Genomic DNA, 17,228 nt, shown 5'->3' with positions numbered 1-17,228 from the left:
CTCTCTGTCGCACGAAGGGGCAGGAGGAGCGAATCCCTCCCCCGGAGAACACCCGAGAACTGTGCACAGACTCTTGATGAAGATCTCGACAGAGCCTCACGCACAGGAAGTCAGACACAGAACTTACTCATCTCGCAGTAATTGCATCGCCCATCCTTCTTCACTTCAGGCATTCGTTCACTCCGGATGAGATCCCGGATCATGGCGATATCCCTTTTTAGAAACGATTTGTCTTCAAGTGTGATATCGACCATCTGCATCTTCCTATCCGTGGAGAGATAGAGAATACCGCGCCGAACAATTGTCCCGAACCTTTCCTCCAGAAGGAGGGCGTACGCCACCAGCTGCTTCTTTCTGTTTCTCTGGATACCGAAATAGCTGGAATACTTCACCTCCACCGGCAGGTACTCCCCCGTTCGGAGCACGATGACCGTATCGACCACCCCATGGAGCCGCAGAGTTTCTGACTCGATAGATACCCTGTGCATGACCATTTCTATATCGCAATCGGGAAACCCATAGGTGGATACCCTCTCCTTCAGTCTTCGGTACTCCCGTTCATGCTCCGCCTTCCCCTGTTCCATCTTGGGTTTTTCCGGCGGACGGATCCCGAGCGTCTTTAGGAAATACACCTTCCTCGGACAGTAGAAATACTGCGTGATATCGCTCACCTGGATCATGCATCACCACCTCAACCAGAACCCCTCGTATTTCCCCGACTCCCCTCGCAAGAACTTGGCAACTTCCCGTGCCTGATGCAGAATCAGATCGGACCATCTCCATAGTTTATCCTTATACCTGACCCGATCGTCCATTTTCATGAGCAGTTCGCTCAGGACCAGCCTCCTCGTCGCGTCATCCATCCGGCAGACACCATCCACCACTTCGAAATTCTCGGTCCTGATCTGCCGGTGGGAGAGAAGCTTGAGTGTACTCTTGTCCACCACCTGCTGGCGGAACTCCTCGATGAGATCGTAAACCATGCTGGCCCTCCCGGGACGATCCACATGGAGAAAACCGCCATAGGGATCCAGCCCGGCATAATGAACTGCACGCCAGCACTCTCCCTCCAGGATAGCGTATCCGTAGTTCAGGAGCGCATTCACAGGATCGCCCGCGTATCTGCCGCTTCTATGGTTAAATCCAAATGATTCGTCAACAATCTTCGAGATTGCATTCCAGTATACTCCTGTGGCGCATCCCTCCATCCCCATGATCGTTCCCCTCACGGCATCACAGGCAGTCCCGCTCACACTCTCCAGCTCGGATGCAATACGCTCAATGGATTCTCGTGCAACCCGCAGCGCCTCAGCAGTGTTCGGATCCGCCTGCACCCGCGTCTTGGCATACGTGCCAAGAACAGCCATCTGGTTCTTCATCTTTGCGCGGATGAATGCTTTCGCAAGAGCCGCACCCTTCTCCGTATCATAGCACCGATACTGTTCGCGGCGGGTGTTAACGGTTCTCAGCATCGGGGGTGATAGACGGGCACTGACTCCCCCTCTCCAATCGAGAAATATGAGATCCACCCCGTGGTGCGCGAGCACATCGATCGCATCGGAGCTGAGAGAGCCCTTGCCAGCGATAACAACCTGCCTGAGATCGGACGGCAGAGAACGGCAGATCACAGAATAACTCTTCCCCTTCCTCTCCTTCACGACAATCTGACCGTCTTCCACCCCCAGAAACCGCCCCCATCCGTCCACCACCAGCCTCTCCATCCGCTACACCCCACAGACCGAGCGGTAGATGCAGGAAGGCGGGCATTCCGCCGGCATTCCCGGATCCCGTTCTTCGTGGACCAGTTCGGCCCTCCTGTCCCGCATCTCCAGCCACCAGCTCCGAAGGTGATCACCGATGGGGAAGAGATCCTTTCGGGCAATGAGTTGATTGTTCTGGAACCAGAGATACACCGTTCCTCCGATGTCCACGGGAATCTCATAGATGCTCTCAAAGACGAGGGCATATCCCGCGGGTTGGAGGCGGTGCGTCTCATCCCGGTTCCCGCCCACTTTCAGATCAAAGATGATATTGTGGAGATAATCATAGCAGTCGATGCTGAGAACAGAGCTGCAACCCAGCAGTTCACCATTGATTGTATGCTCCACGAGAAACGGCACGGAAGCGAGAAGCATATCCCGTTTCGCGCTGAATGGGTGCGAACTCATCGCGACGTTGAACTGCGACCTTGCCTGAGAGAGTATGTAATCGTAGACCATCCGGGCATATGTCTGAATTAGGGGGAGATTCCCTTTCATATAATCCTCGTAACGCTGCATCCTGTACCAGTCGTCAAACGGGACGTCAAACTCCCCTTCCCGCGCAAGCGTGTACGCCCGGGCGACGGTATCGTGGATCACCTTCCCGAGGGAGAGGGGGTGGTTCCATTCCCCCCTCCTCTTCTCGACACGCTTGAGGTATAGATCCCGCGATGTCGGGCAGTAGTTGCTGCAGATCAGGTACATAGGGAGGAGGACCGGGCGGTAGGGGGAGAGGGGGGTCCGGTTCCAGTTCCATCCCCTCAGATCCTCCGATACTCCCACCTTTCTGGTCAAGGGGCGGAGATTTTTCAGAAGGTTCTTACTCTCGATCTCGTTCAGATAGTACACCATATCGCATCACACGCGCAGAATCCTCCCAGAGAGGAAGATCTCTTCAGACGATCTTCACCGTAGGTCCCGGGGAAAATCCCTTCTTCGATGCACCGAGCACCTCCACGGTCCCAATGCAGCGCTCGCAGAGAGGGATGAGGAAGACAGAGTCGTTGTCATCCTTCACAAACGGCGCCATCTTCTTCGCAAGCACCATCCTGTCATGCGGATTCGTGTCGCCCCGGAAGGCGCTGTACTGTACCCGTGTCAGCCCATACCGCTGGAGGAGCCGTGAGAGACGGAGACGTCTCGAATCATCATGGATATCGTAGACGACGAGTGTCTGCATGGTAAGAGAATCATGAAATCATCAAATAAATCTTTGTATCCCGTAAGAATGGAAAATAAACTTTATATAATAATAATTTTGCATTTTTTCTGCACATTTTCAGAGATAATGATAGAAAGAAATAAATTTATGAAATGAATTTTATTTTTTATCCATGACAGATTCCATGGCATCTCCGAGCATACCTTGGGAACAATTCATTGAAGCGGGGCTGGATCGGGGATGGCATCTCAAAGAGGCAAAATGGGGACGGAGAGGGACAGCATCCCTGCTCTCCCACTCCCTTACGGTCGCGGGGATAACGGAGCAATTACTGAGAGCGATGAAACGAGCAGAGAACGAAGTGAGGATCGGAGTGGCAACCGCATTCCTCCACGATTTCCTGAAGGAGTCCCACAGTTCCCGTGAGGTGATCGAGAGAGAGGGCAGACTGCGGGACAAGGAATTTACAAAGGAGGATTTCGAGACCATCGCCCGCCTGCTGGAAACGGCCGGATACTCGAAGGAGGAGATCATGAGCGTCCAGTCGATCCTCCCGCACGGGGCGCTCCAGAGTCTCGATCACCTCGCCACGATTCTCCGCGTCGCACCGAGGGAAGATACCCCCCTCGTGCGGAGAGTGGTGCACGATGTCGCCGATCCCCTTGCATCCATCCGGAATTTCGCCGAATTCAACCGCAGCAGGAGAAGGCTCGACGATCTCCTGGAGGAGTGGGGGCTGCGGCTGGAGTATCACCAGGTCTCGAAGATCCGGGGCATTCTGACCTCCCTGTGCCACAGGGCGATCGAAGAGTGCTATAGCGAGTGCGGATTCAAACCCATCCTCTACTATCCGGATGGCACCATATACGTGGGGAAGAGAGGGGATACCATCGATGGCGAGCAGTTCAGGCGTTCCTTCGTCGAGAAGTACTGGAGCATGCTCGAGGATTACATCGCAGAGGTCCCCGAGGGCAATGTTGCCCGGGCGATCCATGGAGTCCATACCCAGACGAAAATTCCCAGCCCCCAGTTCGCCTACGCATCCGACAGCATCCTGGATATCCTGTGGGAACGCATTCGGAAGAGCAGGGTGGTATCGGATCCGCAGCGGGATCAGATCGGGAAATACATCGAGAGCGCAGAACGGCTGAAGAGGGAAGGAGTACTCGACATCGACCCGGATGAGGATGCAATCAAAGAGCTCTACGGCATCTTCATCATATTCTATTATCTCAAAGAGATCTGCACTCACGCATGCGGGGATTCTAACTGGCTGACCAGTATCGCGACAAATGAGGCAGTCGCCTCGCTGCAGAAGGAATACGAGTCCGCGGGATACTCTGATGCACTCGGGTTCCCCGAGTTCCTCGAGATCGTCGGGAAACAGTCGCATTCCGGTTCCGGTGTCGATGAGAAGATCATCGAGGGAAGTTCCAGACTGCGGAGACTGATCCCGGAAGATCTCACGAGATCGGACGTGCTCGACCGATCCGCTGATATCTGCAGGAGATTGAGCAGAGTGTTGCGCCCGTTTGCGGAGAAGAGAGTCGGATTGCGATCAAATGACATTCCCGGGCTCATAGCATCCGAAATCGTCCACCCCCTGGCAGACGATCCCACCCGGAAGATCCGCGAGATCTCCGGCGTCTACATCGAGGGCAAGAAGCGGGGCGGCACTGTCGTATGCCCGATCTGCGGAGATAGACCGACTCTGGAGATCAAAAGCCAGAAGGTGGGGGATGGGGAGGCAAAATCCTTCACGAATTTCCTCATCGGAGGCGCGACACTGCAGAATCGAACAGTCTGCACCCTGTGCGATCTCGAGATGAGTCTGCGGTCCCTCCGCATCGGAGAGGGGGATGTCTATGAGTACTACCTGATCCCACAGCTGAACCTCTCGCGGAACCAGATGGACCTCTGGGCGCGCCGTATCGACGAGTTCGTGACCGTGAGGGCGTATGGGGAGGAGCCGCTCCGCCGGGATGACGCATGGGCAAGGAAGATCGATGGGGAAGGCATCTCCTCGCTGAACGAACAATCCACAGCGATCGCAGAGAATCTATTCAGAGACGACAAGAGATTGCAAAAAGCACTGAAACGGAGGCTGGACGGAATCATCGGGGAGTTCGACGGTTCATTCGGGGAATTCCGGCGGACCTTGAATGTGGCGGAGAACGATCCCGATTCCCTGATCGAAGCGATCCTGAAGGGCGTACCCATCTCACCAGAGTTGCGGGAACGTCTCATGGAGGAGGGGGAGATAGGCGCCCTCTTCTCTCTCATCACACCCAACTATATCCTCATCTCATTCCCCGTTCCGAACTACGAGAAGGGGGACCACAAGGCCTCCAACGCGTTGCGTCACCTCTTCCGCGGTTCGATCCTGTCCCGCATCTTCTTCGCCTCCGTTATCGTAAAGGAGTTGAAGTTCGAACCGCTCTGCGATATTCAGGCAGATGGTGCGGTGATGATCCCCACGGATCTTCACTTCTCGAGGGCGTTCAGACCGACCGGCATCGAGCTCCAGAACGGCTGGCTGTCCCTGAAGGACACGGATCGAGCACTCGAGAAGATATCGGCCATCATTCTCGTTGCAGAGAGTATACGGGCGGCGGAACATTCGAAACAATCCCGAAAAGGTGAGTTCATGTCGATATTGAAAGAACCGAAAGGTCGTACGCTGAATCGGATCGTGCAGGGGCAGAAGAGCAGAGTATTGCCTGCGAGCAGACTGTTCGAGCAACTCGATCGAATTTTCTCATGATTGGGAGGTGATGATGAATGAGTCGAGTGTATCTGATGAGAGAAGATGGGGCATTCGGTAATGCAGAACTGGAAGAGAGCCGGCGCATGCGAACCGCAGTAATCGACGAACTGGCAGAGTATCTGGAAGGTTACATCGAAAAGGCTACGCATCGAAAAGGCTACTCGAAGCACGCGATCATGGGACCTGCGGGAAAGCTTCTCTCTGCGGTGATGAGCGAGAAGCTGGAGTCGGAGGATGCTCTGATCGGGTATATCCTGAACATTCACGAGAACATGACAGGATACTCCGTGAAGAAGGAGCATCGGGAACATCTTGAAAAAGGAGTCAGAATGCTGCTTGAATTGAAGAAGAAGACACCAAATAGGAATTTTGCCAAGATAATGCGGGAGATCGACTACGGGATCTACTACAGGAGAATGAGACACATCTCGGAACTGATCGAGAAGAAACGGAGCGGAGGCGAGAGCCATGAGTGAGATGCCGGAACTGCCGAAACTGGATTATATTTTCCTTGACGAGATACCGCTCTACCGGCGGTCGAATACACTCCAGCTGCTGCTGCTGCGCCAGACGCACGACTATACCATCTTCCGGACGGAAGAGACCCGGGAATTGAACATCGTGACCCTTCCCCGGCACAGAGAGGACCCCGTCTCCATACAGCGGGTGGCCATGTTTGCTTCAAAGCAGAAGGCAGCAGAGAGCCGGCACTTCGCTGCACTTCTGCGGAGCCTCGCGGACGAGAAGACCCTGGACGATGAGCAGAAGACGTGCGAGCTGAAGGATGCTCTCTGCCAGAAATGTCCGAGGTGCGTGCTGTTCGGGTCTGTCTCCACAGAATCCACGAGAGAGGGGAGATTCAACATCAAGCACAGGGCCTCCTACAGCACGGCATACTCCATCGAGCCGTACGAGGAGATCGCCGAGACCCTGACATTCAACGCGGTGAATACGGCAACGCAGTCCACGGGCCAGGCGCTGGGAAGCACGGAAAACGTGGTTCCGCTCGCGAACTTCCCCTCGGTAGTCACACTCAACTCTGTGACCAAACCGGAGTCAATCCTGTTCCTGAAGGCACTGCTGACCTGTCGTGCCTACGGGGCGGAGACGAGGACAAAAGGAACCATGAACAACATCCTCGCGGGCATTGTTGCCGGTTACGAGGAGGTGATCACCTCGCTGGACTACACTCTTGCCGCTTCCGTGAACCCGAAGGCATTTGTCCAGGATCCCATCAGGAGCACCTACGAGATCCTCTGCACGGTGGCGGAGGATGCGCACTTCCGCGACCACCTCGTGATCCTCTCACCGGAAGAGGTGGAGGAGTTCCGAAAGGTGATCGCGGCGTACGAACCGGACGATGTATTCATGCGGAACCTGTACGGAGATGCCAAGGCGTTTTTCGACAAGATCGGTAAGTACGAGAAGGCTTCAAAGAAAGCTTCGAAGGAAGAGAAATGATTCCGGTATGAAGGCGACAGCGAATTACGAGGTCTATCGGGTAATCCTCGTCACCCATGACTTCTTCTATTACGTATCGAAAGAGCTGAAGGTCGGGGTGCCGGCCGATCTGATAGGCAACACGGCACTTCACTATGCCTTCAACCGTCATATCGATCGGATCCATCGGATTGCATCTGGCAATCGTCCGTTTTACCGGGAGGATCAGAGCCGGTTCGAGATCTATTCCACGCCGGCAGGGCTCATCACGGGTTCGGAGACCCACCTGGGGCCAGAATATTCGCGATGGCTCTCGCACTCCGGCGAGATGAAGCGATTCACGTACAATTCGGTGAACACCGTCACGCAGGTGACGGAGGACAGGAAACGGGTCTCCCTGCCGACGATGGGATTCTACATGAAATACGTCCCTCTCACGGCGTTCGAATGTTTCCTCATTGGCAGGAGAAGCGCAAACGTGATCCGGCTGGGGAAGAAACTGGCTCCTGTTCGCGTATACTACCAGAAGCTGGAGAATCTCCGAATCCATGATGACGGCGAATTCGTCCCTTCGCATCCGGTGAACGCGACCGATCTCCCGGAGGAAACCCGCACTCTCGAATGCACACTGGAGGTGATTCCCCCCATACCTCTCTTCCGCACATGCCGATTGAGGGGGAGGCATCTCACGGGGACTGCGATGGGAAAGGAGTACACCATCGCGCTTCCGGAGGAGGGGCGATATCCATGCGTTTTTAGCGATCATGCCTCTGCACATCGATGTTAAGCCCGCCTTCATCCCCTACAGCGGATTCATGCTGGGTGCCGATGGAACGGAACTGATGGTGCATCAGCAGGAGGTGAGGGAATCAGAGGAGGACCTGATCATCCTCGACGCTCCCACCGCTTCCGGGAAGACGCTGGGGATGCTCACCTCGATCCTCGACTCCCGGGGCAACGGCGTCTTCGTATATCCAACGAACGAGCTGATCCGGGATCAGGGAAGGAGCATCGCGAGTCTCCTGAGGCGCGCAGGCAGGAACCCCACACTCATACCGATGGAGAGGGAGTTCAAGACCGCTCCGCACGATACGGGGGATGTCATCCTGGCAGTCGTGAGCGGTGCATCGCTCGAAGGGGTCGCCCGGAAAGGCGAGGCTATCCAGCGAATTCTGCATCTCACGAATCACGGGAGACAGTTGATCCTGCTGACCAACATCGATACACTCTACCAGCTATTCCAGCTGCGCTACTACAGAGGGCATAAACTGCTCGTGGATTTCCTCCATACTCGCTTTCACACCCTCGCAATCGACGAGCTGCACATGTATTCTGGAATCGCGTTGAGCAACCTCATCTACCTCATCTGGTTGCTCAAGAGTCGGTTCGACCGCATACTGGTATCCAGCGCCACCCATCATGGTGCCACGGACGTTCTCAAAGAGATCATCCCCAGCAACAGGAAGATAACAGCCATTCCCCAGGACGAACCCGAAGGGCGTGTTCGCCAGATTCGCCACGATGTACGGCTGGATCTCCATCCCTACGACAGGTATCTGGAAGAGAGAGAGCGAACGGAGATTCTGGAGCAGATAGAGCGGTTCCTCCAGTCCGGGGCCGAGAAGATCCTCGTAATCGTCAACTCCGTTGTCTTCTCCGAGATCCTGGCGGACCGGCTGGAGGAGAAGTACGGCCAGGAGCGAGTGGGGCGGATCAACGGCATGGTGCCAGCTGAGTACCGTGCGCAGAAGGAGATCACGGTCGGAACGAGCGCTATTGAGGTCGGCGTGGACTTCGACGTCGACGCTCTGATCTTCCAGGGATCGGACGCCGCCTCGTTTCTCCAGCGGTTTGGCCGCGTTGGGCGGCACCGCCCGGGCACTGCAATCGGATATGTTCCATCCGAATCCTATCGTCTGCTGGAGAAGAAGATGCGGAAACAGGGAAGCGCCACGATCAGCGCGGCTCGACTGAACGAGTTCGTCACCTCCGCTATCCCGACCCTGGAGAGCTACGCAGAATTCTCTAAAAGCATCTATGGGGCTGCACTCTTCCTCTCGTTGTTACAGGGAATGTGGCAGCAGACCCGCGGAAAGGACTTGAATTACGAGGAGCTGGAGAGGCAGTACACCGAGTTGAGACCCCCGTTCTTCGTCAGGTACGCCTACCAGGATATCGGAACGATTGCTTATCCGCGTACAAGGGATCTCATATCCCAGGGCGGGGCGAGGGGGGATATTCTCTCCATTCCTGTCTACCTCGAACGCTACCGGTGCTATGCCCGGATGGATATCTTCGAGCTGCTGAAGACAGAGTTCGAATGCCGGCCCGTTGATCGCATCGAGGCCGAGAAACCCTCATGGATGCGGGATGCAGACGGTGTTGAGATCCCTGTCGTTCTTCGCATGCAGAGAGCGAAGGCATGGGTCAAAGGCTCCTGGAGGGGAGAACTTCTGAATACGAAAGTAAAGCGCATCGTGTATGCAAGAACGGAGAGGGATAAGAACCTGAGCATATATCTGGAGCACAAGGAGCTGGAACGGATTGCAGAGCGCCTCCTGAACGATAAAATCGTCTATGCGACGAACAACTACAGAATAAAGGACTGGAGGTTCAATACCATCCGCAACGCGAACGACGCCTCCAGCTGCCTCGTTGTGGGACTGGATGCACTGGTGCAGCGATTCGCCGAAAGTATGAATATGTAGAGTAAAAAATTTTATGATGGCAACCGAGCAGCGAAAAACTGTCATCGTCCCGTTTGGATTCGATGCATCGATCGTTTTCAGAGGGTACTCGCGGTTCTCGCTCGGAGACGGTGATCGCCTCGTTCTCCTCACTCCGAAGGAGAAGAACCCCCGGAAGGATGCAGCCATCCAGGATGTGGAGAGCTTCCTGAAGAGTCTCACATCACGGGGGATTGGAATCGCGTGTGACGTGATCGAGGTTGATACATCTGACGTGGGGGGTGTGGTAACAAAGGTAGCAGAAATTGTCACCGCAAACCGGGGATTTCAGTACTACCTGGATGCCTCCGCCGGCGTCCGCTCCCTCTGCGTCGCTCTCACCATTGCTGCGATCCTCCTGAAATCGAGAATAACCGGCTTTTTCACCTTCGACGAATCCACCAGCCGCACCCTCGAAGTGAAGGTACCTGCCTGCGCCTATCGTTTGACCAATACTAAAAAGGAGATCCTGAAGACCGTTCAGCGGTACAGGGAGATGAAGGCGAAGGATCTCGCAAAGGCCATGGGGAAGGACCTGTCCACCATCAGCCGTCATGTCACGGAACTCGAGGAGGCGAACCTCATCGGACGGGAAACGCGGTACGACTCGAATTATCGCCTCACCTACTACGGATCTCTGATTCTGAAGAACGTGGTGGAGTGGGAGGGAGGGGGATAGGCGTGCTGCCAGTCGCGTCCCTGACCGCGCATCTTTCGTTCACCACGCCGGTGGATCTCCCCTTCTGGATGGGATCCACGTTCCGCGGCGGCCTCGGAATCCACCTTCGGAAAGCGTGCTGCCCGGATCTTCAGGAGGATTGTTATCACTGCGCCGGGAGGGAGGACTGCATCTTCTACCACACCCATATGCGGAGGACCTCGCGGAGGGGAAGGGCGCCCCCTCCCAAGCCTGTGGTCATAATTCCCCCGTTCTTCGGAAGAGAGATGCATTTCGACAAGGATTGCACGCTCGATCTGAACATTCTCCTCCTGGGCAAATTTCTGCGGTATCTTCCGCACGTGGTGCTGGGATTGCGGCTGCTGGGGCAGTCGGGCATCGGGAGCACGCGCCATTACGGAAACGGGAGGTTCCGCATAGACGGGATCACCTGCAACTTCTCCGCCCGAGAGATCTTTAAGGATGGAAGCCTCGACATGAAGGCTCTCCAGACCTGCGACATCCGGCAGATCCCGCATGCGCCCGTCGGTTCTCCCGTCAGGGTGGGATTCAGGACGCCATTCATTGCAAAGACGGGGGAGTTCCCTCCCGCGCCGGATCGGCTGCTCTGGCATATCCGGCAGCGGATCATCTATAACGTGAACGAATACGGGGATGGTGGCGAACTCCCCGACTTTTCGGTGTCTGGATCGATCCTATCGACAACAAAGCATTTTCACCGCCTGGTACGGGCATCCTCACGGACCGGAATGGGCTCATTCTACGGGTTCACGGGAGTGGTTGACTATGCCATCGATAACGGTGACGGAGAGGCGGAATGGCTCTTCGCTGTCGGATCGATCATCGGGGCGGGACCGAAGGCATCCTTCGGGTGCGGACATCTCCAGATCGGCTCGCCGCAGACGGTAAAGGAGGAGTCCGAGGTCACGGAGGCGGCATCTGCGACGGCAACGGATGCACCCGTGCGAAAGTCTCCTCGGGAGGTCTCCCTAATGAGAGGGTAATGGGTGGGATCGGGCGCACGGTGAACCGGCGCGCGGATCCATTGGTATTGGCATTTCGCTCGTTTTCATCTGATCCACGAAAAATGTGGATTTTGCATCACGATCTTCCAATTCTGGATTGAATCAGAATGATTGGGGAGATCGAACTGTCGGGAGAGAAAGGAGATGATGGAATGATCGAACTGGAGGCGAGATTCAGGGTCGTGACGCCGCTGTTCATGGGCGGCGCGGATCCGATGAGGACTGAGTTGAGATTATCGGGAATAAAAGGTGTGCTGCGGTTCTGGTGGCGGGCACTGGCGTGGTGCGAACATGAAGGTTCTCTCAAACGGATTCGAGAGGAAGAGGGCGAGATCTTCGGGAGCGCAGAGAAGGGCCAGTCATGTGCGATCATGCGGCTGATTGTGAATAAGAATGAGAAGAATCCGGAGATTCAAGGACCGGGTTTGAGATATCTGGGCTACGGATTGTTCGAGCAGAAGGAGAATCGCGAACGAATCCCCAGTCCTGTTTCGGATTTTTCGGTCCTGTTCAACATCCGCCAGGGTAAATGCCGGGACCTTGATGCCGAGTATGTTCGGGAGCAACTGATTAGGGCACTGAAGGTGATGGGTCTTCTCGGAGGCATTGGAGCACGTTCCCGTCGTGGATGGGGTTCGCTGACACTGACGGGGCTGATCGAGAACGGTACAAACCTGTTTTCTCCGCCTGAAGATCTCGACACCTTCAAGAGATGCATCCAAGAATCCATTCCTTTCGAGAAGCTTTCTGATGAGCTCCCTCCCTATACAGCATTCAGCCAATGTACAAGGATATTTTCTCTGGATGAGGGAAATCAGGCCCTAGGCGTCCTGAATCGGGTTGGAGAAAATATGGTCGAATATCGTGGCGGTAACAGGAGGAGAGGAGAGAATAGAAGATTTTCCAGAGATACATCCCTCATGAAAAGCATCGCCACCAGAGTGATCAAAGAATCCGATATTGAACGACTTCAGAACAATCCGAAGCAGAACCATCCTGAGCGTGCCACTTTTGGCCTTCCGCATAATTATTACTTTAAAAAAGACAAAATTGAGTTGCGAGTCAGCCCGGAGAATCATGAACGACGTGCAAGCCCGCTGTTCATTCACATCCATGAACTCACCCGGGCAAAGTACATCGCAGTAGCCTCTCTAATCCCGGCCAAATTCCTCCCAGATGAGGGAAAAATCCGTATAGCACGGATAATGAAGGAAGAAGGGGACGGGAGCGAAGAGCGAAATGATCTGGTTGTCCCTTTCAGTGACGGTAATTTCCGAGTGATTCATGAGTTTTTAGAGGACTACAAAAAAAGTTGCATCTTTCCTCCTGGGGGATCGTGATGACCGATGCAAAGAGACTCCAGTTCTCTCTCGGTCCCGTGCAGGGATTCATAGCCCAGGGACGGAGGACCCGGGATCTGTGGAGCGGTTCGTATCTGCTATCCTACCTCTCCGGCTGTGCGATGGCCGGAGTGCGAAGGGGTGGTGGCAGGATCTCTGTGCCGGATGTCAGAAAAGATCTCAGAAAAGATCTTCTTCTCCAGTGGATTGCAGCCGGGGGCGATGGACCGGGGGAGCCCCCTCGGATCGGCACCCTGCCCAACAAGTTCGAGGCGGAGATCCCCGATACGGTATCGGTAGAGGATGCTGCGAAGATGGCAGTTGACGGCATCAACACCGCCTGGAACAGGATCGCCCTGACAGTCTGGGACCGGTATCTCGGGAGGATCGCGGAAGAGTGCGGGAAGGGGACCGAAGAGATCTGGAACCGCCAGGTGAGGAATTTCTGGGAGATCTCCTGGATTGCAGGGGATTCCGGCGACATGGAGGCGCGGAAGAACTGGCGGATCTACAGGAACAGGGAGCGGTACACCCCGACAATCGAAGGGGGGGATCACTGCACCATCATGAGCGAGTGGCAGGAGCTCTCTGGTTTCATGCGCGCATGGGAGAGACAGAAACAGGATCGGTTCTGGAAACGAGTGCGGGAGAATATTCCGGGGATGGTCCTCCGAGAGGACGAGCGATTGTGCGCGATTGCGTTCATCAAACGCCTCTTCCCCGAGGTCTCAAAGGAGGCGATCGGTTGGGATGTGAATGCCGAACGATGGCCCTCTACCACGTATATGGCCGCCATCCCGTGGCTGAAGAGGGGGGTGCAGGAGTGTGCGGATCTGGCTAAGGCATTCGCAGAGAACGCTCTCCTGAAAGGGCAGCGAGCCGAACGCGAGGGGCTGGCGGAACAGTTCTTCGAAAAGGCCGCCAAGGAACATCTGTTCCTGAATCTGGACGCGAACTACTACTACAAGGAGACTCTCTCTCTCCCTAGGAGGACTCCGCTGGAAGGAACTTCACGAGAAGGGGAGGAGCCAGAAACCGTTAAAAGGGAGCGCAAAGACCTGCTGGGACAACTGGCACGCATCTGCGAAGCGCTCGGAACAGGCCCTTCCCCGTTCTATGCCATGCTCGCCATGGACGGGGATCGCATTGGTGAACTCATCGAGAGGCATACCGATAGGACCAGCAGGGCAACCACTGAGTTCTCGAGCGAGGTCGGAGAGATTGTTCGTTCATACAGTGGCGCACTCGTCTATGCGGGAGGGGACGATCTCCTCGCGATGCTCCCCCTGAGGGATGCCCTGCAATGCGCCTGTCACCTCCACACCCGGTTCTCCCAGTGTTTCGAGAAGGTACAGATCGGAGAGGCCACCGTGTCCGCCGCCCTCGTATTTGCACACTACCAGGTCCCTCTCAGCTCGGTGTTGGAAGAAGTTCGTGAACTTCTCGATGGGGTGGCCAAGGAGAGGAACGGGCGGAACAGCCTGGCGATCAGTGTAGTGAAGAACAGCGGCAAGTACTGTGAGTGGGTCCAGGTCTGGGACGGAGTGGCGAAAAAAAACGGGATCCGAGACGAGATCCTGCTCGAAAGTCTCGCAGACGATTTCAGACAGAGGAACGAACTCTCCGCCTCCTTCTTCTTCCGGATGCGGGATTTGATCGTGTCGCTCGTGACCGATGCACGATGGAGCCCCGGCCAGATTCTGCCATTATGGGAGTCCATTTCAGGGAAGGAACTGAAAGACCTCATCGTCTCCGAGTACATCGATGCAGGGGAGCACCGCCGCGAAAATGACACTCAGAAGCACGATGAGCTCCTGATGAGGGCTAGCAGGCAGATGGAGCGATTGCTCGCTGTGAGCAGGAGGCATCGGAATGGCGAAGCACCGGAGACTACGACACTCTCGATGGATGGTCTCCTTCTGGTAAAGTTTCTCTCCACGGAGGGGGTGCGTGAATGACGCTATTGAAGATCACACCCCTGGATGCCTGGTTCTTCCGGGACAGCCGACCGTTCTATCGGGGAGAGACCCATCGGGACGTGGAAAGCCTCTTCCCTCCGAGTGCGTTCACCCTCGTGGGGGCGATCCGCGCTCACCTCGCACGGAGGATGGGCTGGAAGGAGGGTGCATGGCCTCCGGAGATCGTTAGAGTGCTCGGCGATGGAGAGGACCTCGGTGCACTACGATTCCGTGGTCCGTTCCTTGGAAAAGGGGAGGGAAATGCAATTTCCGCCATCTATCCCGCACCCGCCCACCTGCTCGGAACCTGGCAGAAAGACGGTTGGAGCGAGTTCCTCATCCTGGAACCAGGAGAGGAGAGGAGTTCCGATCTGGGAAAGGTGCGATATCCGGCTGCTGCAGGATCGAGAGGGAAAAAGGCGCTCACCGACTGGTACCTGACCCCGGAGGACATCTCGAAGGTACTGCAGCGTCGGACGGAGGGTCTGACACTCGTCCCTCCCGGCGTTCTACGGGAAACGGAGCACAGCATAGGAATCGAGCTCGAGAGAGGAACCCGCACCGCGAAGGATCGACATCTCTACAGCATCCAGAAGATCCGGTTGCCTAAGAATGTATGCCTCCTTGCCGAAGTGGAAGGGGCGATAAAGGAATTTGACGACCGGTTCGCTTTTCTGCTGGGTGGAGAATCCAGGATGGCAATCGCGGAGGTGTGTAACGAGACTGATCTCCGCATGCGTGTGCCATCGGTGCATATCCCTTCGGAGGATGGGTGCATACGGTTCACGTTGATCCATCTCACCCCGGCGCATTTCAGGGATCTACCAGGGCCGGGCGGCAGGATTCCGGGTGTGCCGGGGAGAGTCGTCTCCGCATGCATGAACCGCCCGATTCGGGTCGGGCGGTGGGATTCGGTCAGGGGATGCCCTGTCGAGACGAAGCCATTCGTCAGGCCTGGCACGACATGGTTCCTCGAGGCAGAAGAGAACGACCGGGCAGCCGTGGAACGTATGCATCATGGAAAGATAGGAGAATACACAGCGTTTGGATTTGGAGAGGTTGTGATAGGAGGATGGTCATCATGAAGGGCATGATCATGGGCATGCTGGCAGAGACGCCCCTGCATCCAGGGGCGGGAAGGACGGAGGGATTCGTCGATCTCCCGGTCGCCAGAGAGGCAGTGACGAATTACCCTGTCATCGCGGGCACCAGCCTGAAGGGTTCGCTAAGAGAGAGGGTCGAATCCCAGGCGGAACTGAAACAGGAAGCGAAAAGATTGTTTGGCGCACCCGACAGTGCAGGAGAATTGCTGATCTCGGACGGAAGACTGCTTCTCCTGCCGGTGAGAAGCCTTACAACCCAGTTCAAATGGGCAACCTGCCCGCATATCCTGGAGCGATGGCTTCGGGACATGAGGATCTGCGGGAGGGAGAGCGGGGAGCTGGAGAGTAGGCTCTCTACCATCAGTCCCAAACGTGGCGAAGTTTTGGGCGGAAACAGCGAAGATAAGACGATTTTTCTTGAGGAGAGAGAGTTTAAGCGCATAGGTGCGGTACCGGAAGAATTCATTCGCACCATCGAGCCCCTGATCCTTCACGAACGGACAAAGGCGCGGTTGAAGGAGGGTATCGTCCTCCTGCATGACGATGACTTCCAGTGGTTCGCACGATACGGTCTGCCGGTGAACGCACGGAACGTCCTGGACAAGAACAAGAAGAGCATGAATCTCTGGTACGAGGAGACGATCCCCCCCGATACGCTCCTCTATGCGTTGCTCTTCGAGAAAGGGGAGGGGGAACTTTTCGGTTCGGTGAAGAAGGTCTTTGAGCGCCGCCCCTATCTCCAGGTGGGAGGGGACGAGACCGTGGGGATGGGCTGGTGTGCGATCCGCCTCGTGGAGTGAGGGGCATGCGAACTCTGGAGCAGGAGAGGGCAAAGCATGCATGGGAGGTGGTCAACGAGATCCGGAAGTCGGACACAGGGCATTTCCGGAGCTACGTGGAGCGATTGCCTGCTTCCATCCTCGTGAACGGATTGGGCCAGGCACTCGCCGCCGAGCTTGCAGCCGCCGAGTTTGCAACCGCCGAAAAGGCTGGAGCTGATAAGAAAAGCGAAAAGGAGAGAAGAGACAGGGAGGCGCATCGACGACTGTATACTGCGCTCGAGAAGTGGATCGTTGAGAAACGCGGGATATACAGGAGTGAGGAGGGTCTGATGAAGGGGATCGTGAACGGCACGCAGGAGCAATACATCCTCGCTCAGGCAGAGGCCCTGGCCTATCTGGAATGGCTGAAGAAGTTTGCCAGGGCGTTCCTGAAAAAGAAGGAGGAATGATGCTCGTGACCATTCCCCTATATAAAACGCAGAGAGA

The 17,228-nt window shown here is 55.9% G+C and carries 16 protein-coding genes; 12 read left to right on the top strand and 4 right to left on the bottom strand.

What is annotated here, in order from left to right; all coding sequences use genetic code 11:
• Positions 1–110: 110 nt before the first annotated feature.
• Genes cas4 through cas2 form a run of 4 tightly spaced genes read right to left on the bottom strand, consistent with a single transcriptional unit; the run spans position 111 to position 2,940 of the window.
• Positions 111–680, bottom strand: a complete 570-nt coding sequence (gene cas4 / locus QMC96_04850; GenBank protein MDI6876084.1) for a CRISPR-associated protein Cas4 — start codon at positions 678–680, stop codon at positions 111–113.
• Between the two features lie 3 nt (positions 681–683).
• The gene (cas1, locus tag QMC96_04845; protein ID MDI6876083.1) at positions 684–1,721 is read right to left on the bottom strand and encodes a CRISPR-associated endonuclease Cas1; all 1,038 of its coding nucleotides are present in this window, start codon (positions 1,719–1,721) and stop codon (positions 684–686) included.
• A gap of 3 nt (positions 1,722–1,724) precedes the next feature.
• Positions 1,725–2,612 (bottom strand): type I-A CRISPR-associated protein Cas4/Csa1, encoded by an 888-nt coding sequence (gene cas4a / locus QMC96_04840; GenBank protein MDI6876082.1) that lies wholly within the window; start codon positions 2,610–2,612, stop codon positions 1,725–1,727.
• 43 nt (positions 2,613–2,655) lie between these two features.
• On the bottom strand, positions 2,656–2,940 hold the full coding sequence (gene cas2, locus QMC96_04835; GenBank protein ID MDI6876081.1) for a CRISPR-associated endonuclease Cas2: 285 nt from the start codon (positions 2,938–2,940) through the stop codon (positions 2,656–2,658).
• A 322-nt stretch (positions 2,941–3,262) separates the two neighbouring features.
• Here cas2 and QMC96_04830 point away from each other — a divergent pair, with 322 nt between their 5' ends.
• The 12 genes from QMC96_04830 to cmr5 all read left to right on the top strand — a co-directional run bounded on the left by QMC96_04830 (position 3,263) and on the right by cmr5 (position 17,191).
• Positions 3,263–5,686 carry a hypothetical protein gene (locus QMC96_04830; GenBank protein MDI6876080.1) on the top strand — a complete coding sequence of 808 codons (2,424 nt, stop codon included), beginning with the start codon at positions 3,263–3,265 and terminating at the stop codon, positions 5,684–5,686.
• 35 nt (positions 5,687–5,721) lie between these two features.
• A complete protein-coding gene (locus QMC96_04825; protein MDI6876079.1) occupies positions 5,722–6,165 on the top strand; it encodes a hypothetical protein in 444 nt (147 codons plus the stop codon).
• Positions 6,158–7,150: a type I-D CRISPR-associated protein Cas7/Csc2 gene (gene cas7d / locus QMC96_04820; GenBank protein MDI6876078.1), complete on the top strand. Its 993-nt coding sequence runs from the start codon at positions 6,158–6,160 to the stop codon at positions 7,148–7,150. Before QMC96_04825 ends, cas7d begins: the two co-directional genes overlap by 8 nt.
• Before the next feature lie 7 nt (positions 7,151–7,157).
• Positions 7,158–7,916 carry a type I-D CRISPR-associated protein Cas5/Csc1 gene (cas5d, locus tag QMC96_04815; protein MDI6876077.1) on the top strand — a complete coding sequence of 253 codons (759 nt, stop codon included), beginning with the start codon at positions 7,158–7,160 and terminating at the stop codon, positions 7,914–7,916.
• Positions 7,894–9,837 (top strand): type I-D CRISPR-associated helicase Cas3', encoded by a 1,944-nt coding sequence (gene cas3 / locus QMC96_04810; protein ID MDI6876076.1) that lies wholly within the window; start codon positions 7,894–7,896, stop codon positions 9,835–9,837. The genes cas5d and cas3 overlap by 23 nt, the downstream gene beginning before the upstream one ends.
• 16 nt (positions 9,838–9,853) lie before the next feature.
• Entirely contained in the window at positions 9,854–10,534 is a 681-nt protein-coding gene (csa3, locus tag QMC96_04805) for a CRISPR-associated CARF protein Csa3 (protein ID MDI6876075.1), read from the top strand.
• 2 nt (positions 10,535–10,536) lie between these two features.
• Positions 10,537–11,538 (top strand): hypothetical protein, encoded by a 1,002-nt coding sequence (locus tag QMC96_04800; protein MDI6876074.1) that lies wholly within the window; start codon positions 10,537–10,539, stop codon positions 11,536–11,538.
• Positions 11,539–11,666: 128 nt separating this feature from the next.
• Positions 11,667–12,899, top strand: a complete 1,233-nt coding sequence (cmr1, locus tag QMC96_04795) for a type III-B CRISPR module RAMP protein Cmr1 (protein MDI6876073.1) — start codon at positions 11,667–11,669, stop codon at positions 12,897–12,899.
• Positions 12,899–14,857 (top strand): type III-B CRISPR-associated protein Cas10/Cmr2, encoded by a 1,959-nt coding sequence (gene cas10, locus QMC96_04790; protein ID MDI6876072.1) that lies wholly within the window; start codon positions 12,899–12,901, stop codon positions 14,855–14,857. The genes cmr1 and cas10 overlap by 1 nt, the downstream gene beginning before the upstream one ends.
• The gene (cmr3, locus tag QMC96_04785; protein MDI6876071.1) at positions 14,854–15,942 is read left to right on the top strand and encodes a type III-B CRISPR module-associated protein Cmr3; all 1,089 of its coding nucleotides are present in this window, start codon (positions 14,854–14,856) and stop codon (positions 15,940–15,942) included. Before cas10 ends, cmr3 begins: the two co-directional genes overlap by 4 nt.
• The gene (gene cmr4, locus QMC96_04780) at positions 15,939–16,760 is read left to right on the top strand and encodes a type III-B CRISPR module RAMP protein Cmr4 (protein MDI6876070.1); all 822 of its coding nucleotides are present in this window, start codon (positions 15,939–15,941) and stop codon (positions 16,758–16,760) included. The genes cmr3 and cmr4 overlap by 4 nt, the downstream gene beginning before the upstream one ends.
• Positions 16,761–16,765: 5 nt before the next feature.
• A complete protein-coding gene (gene cmr5, locus QMC96_04775; protein ID MDI6876069.1) occupies positions 16,766–17,191 on the top strand; it encodes a type III-B CRISPR module-associated protein Cmr5 in 426 nt (141 codons plus the stop codon).
• Positions 17,192–17,228: the final 37 nt, after the last annotated feature.

It is taken from the genome of Methanomicrobiales archaeon (assembly GCA_030019205.1).
Taxonomy (GTDB): Archaea; Halobacteriota; Methanomicrobia; order Methanomicrobiales; family JACTUA01; genus JASEFH01.
This window is presented reverse-complemented; position numbering and strand designations above follow the sequence as displayed.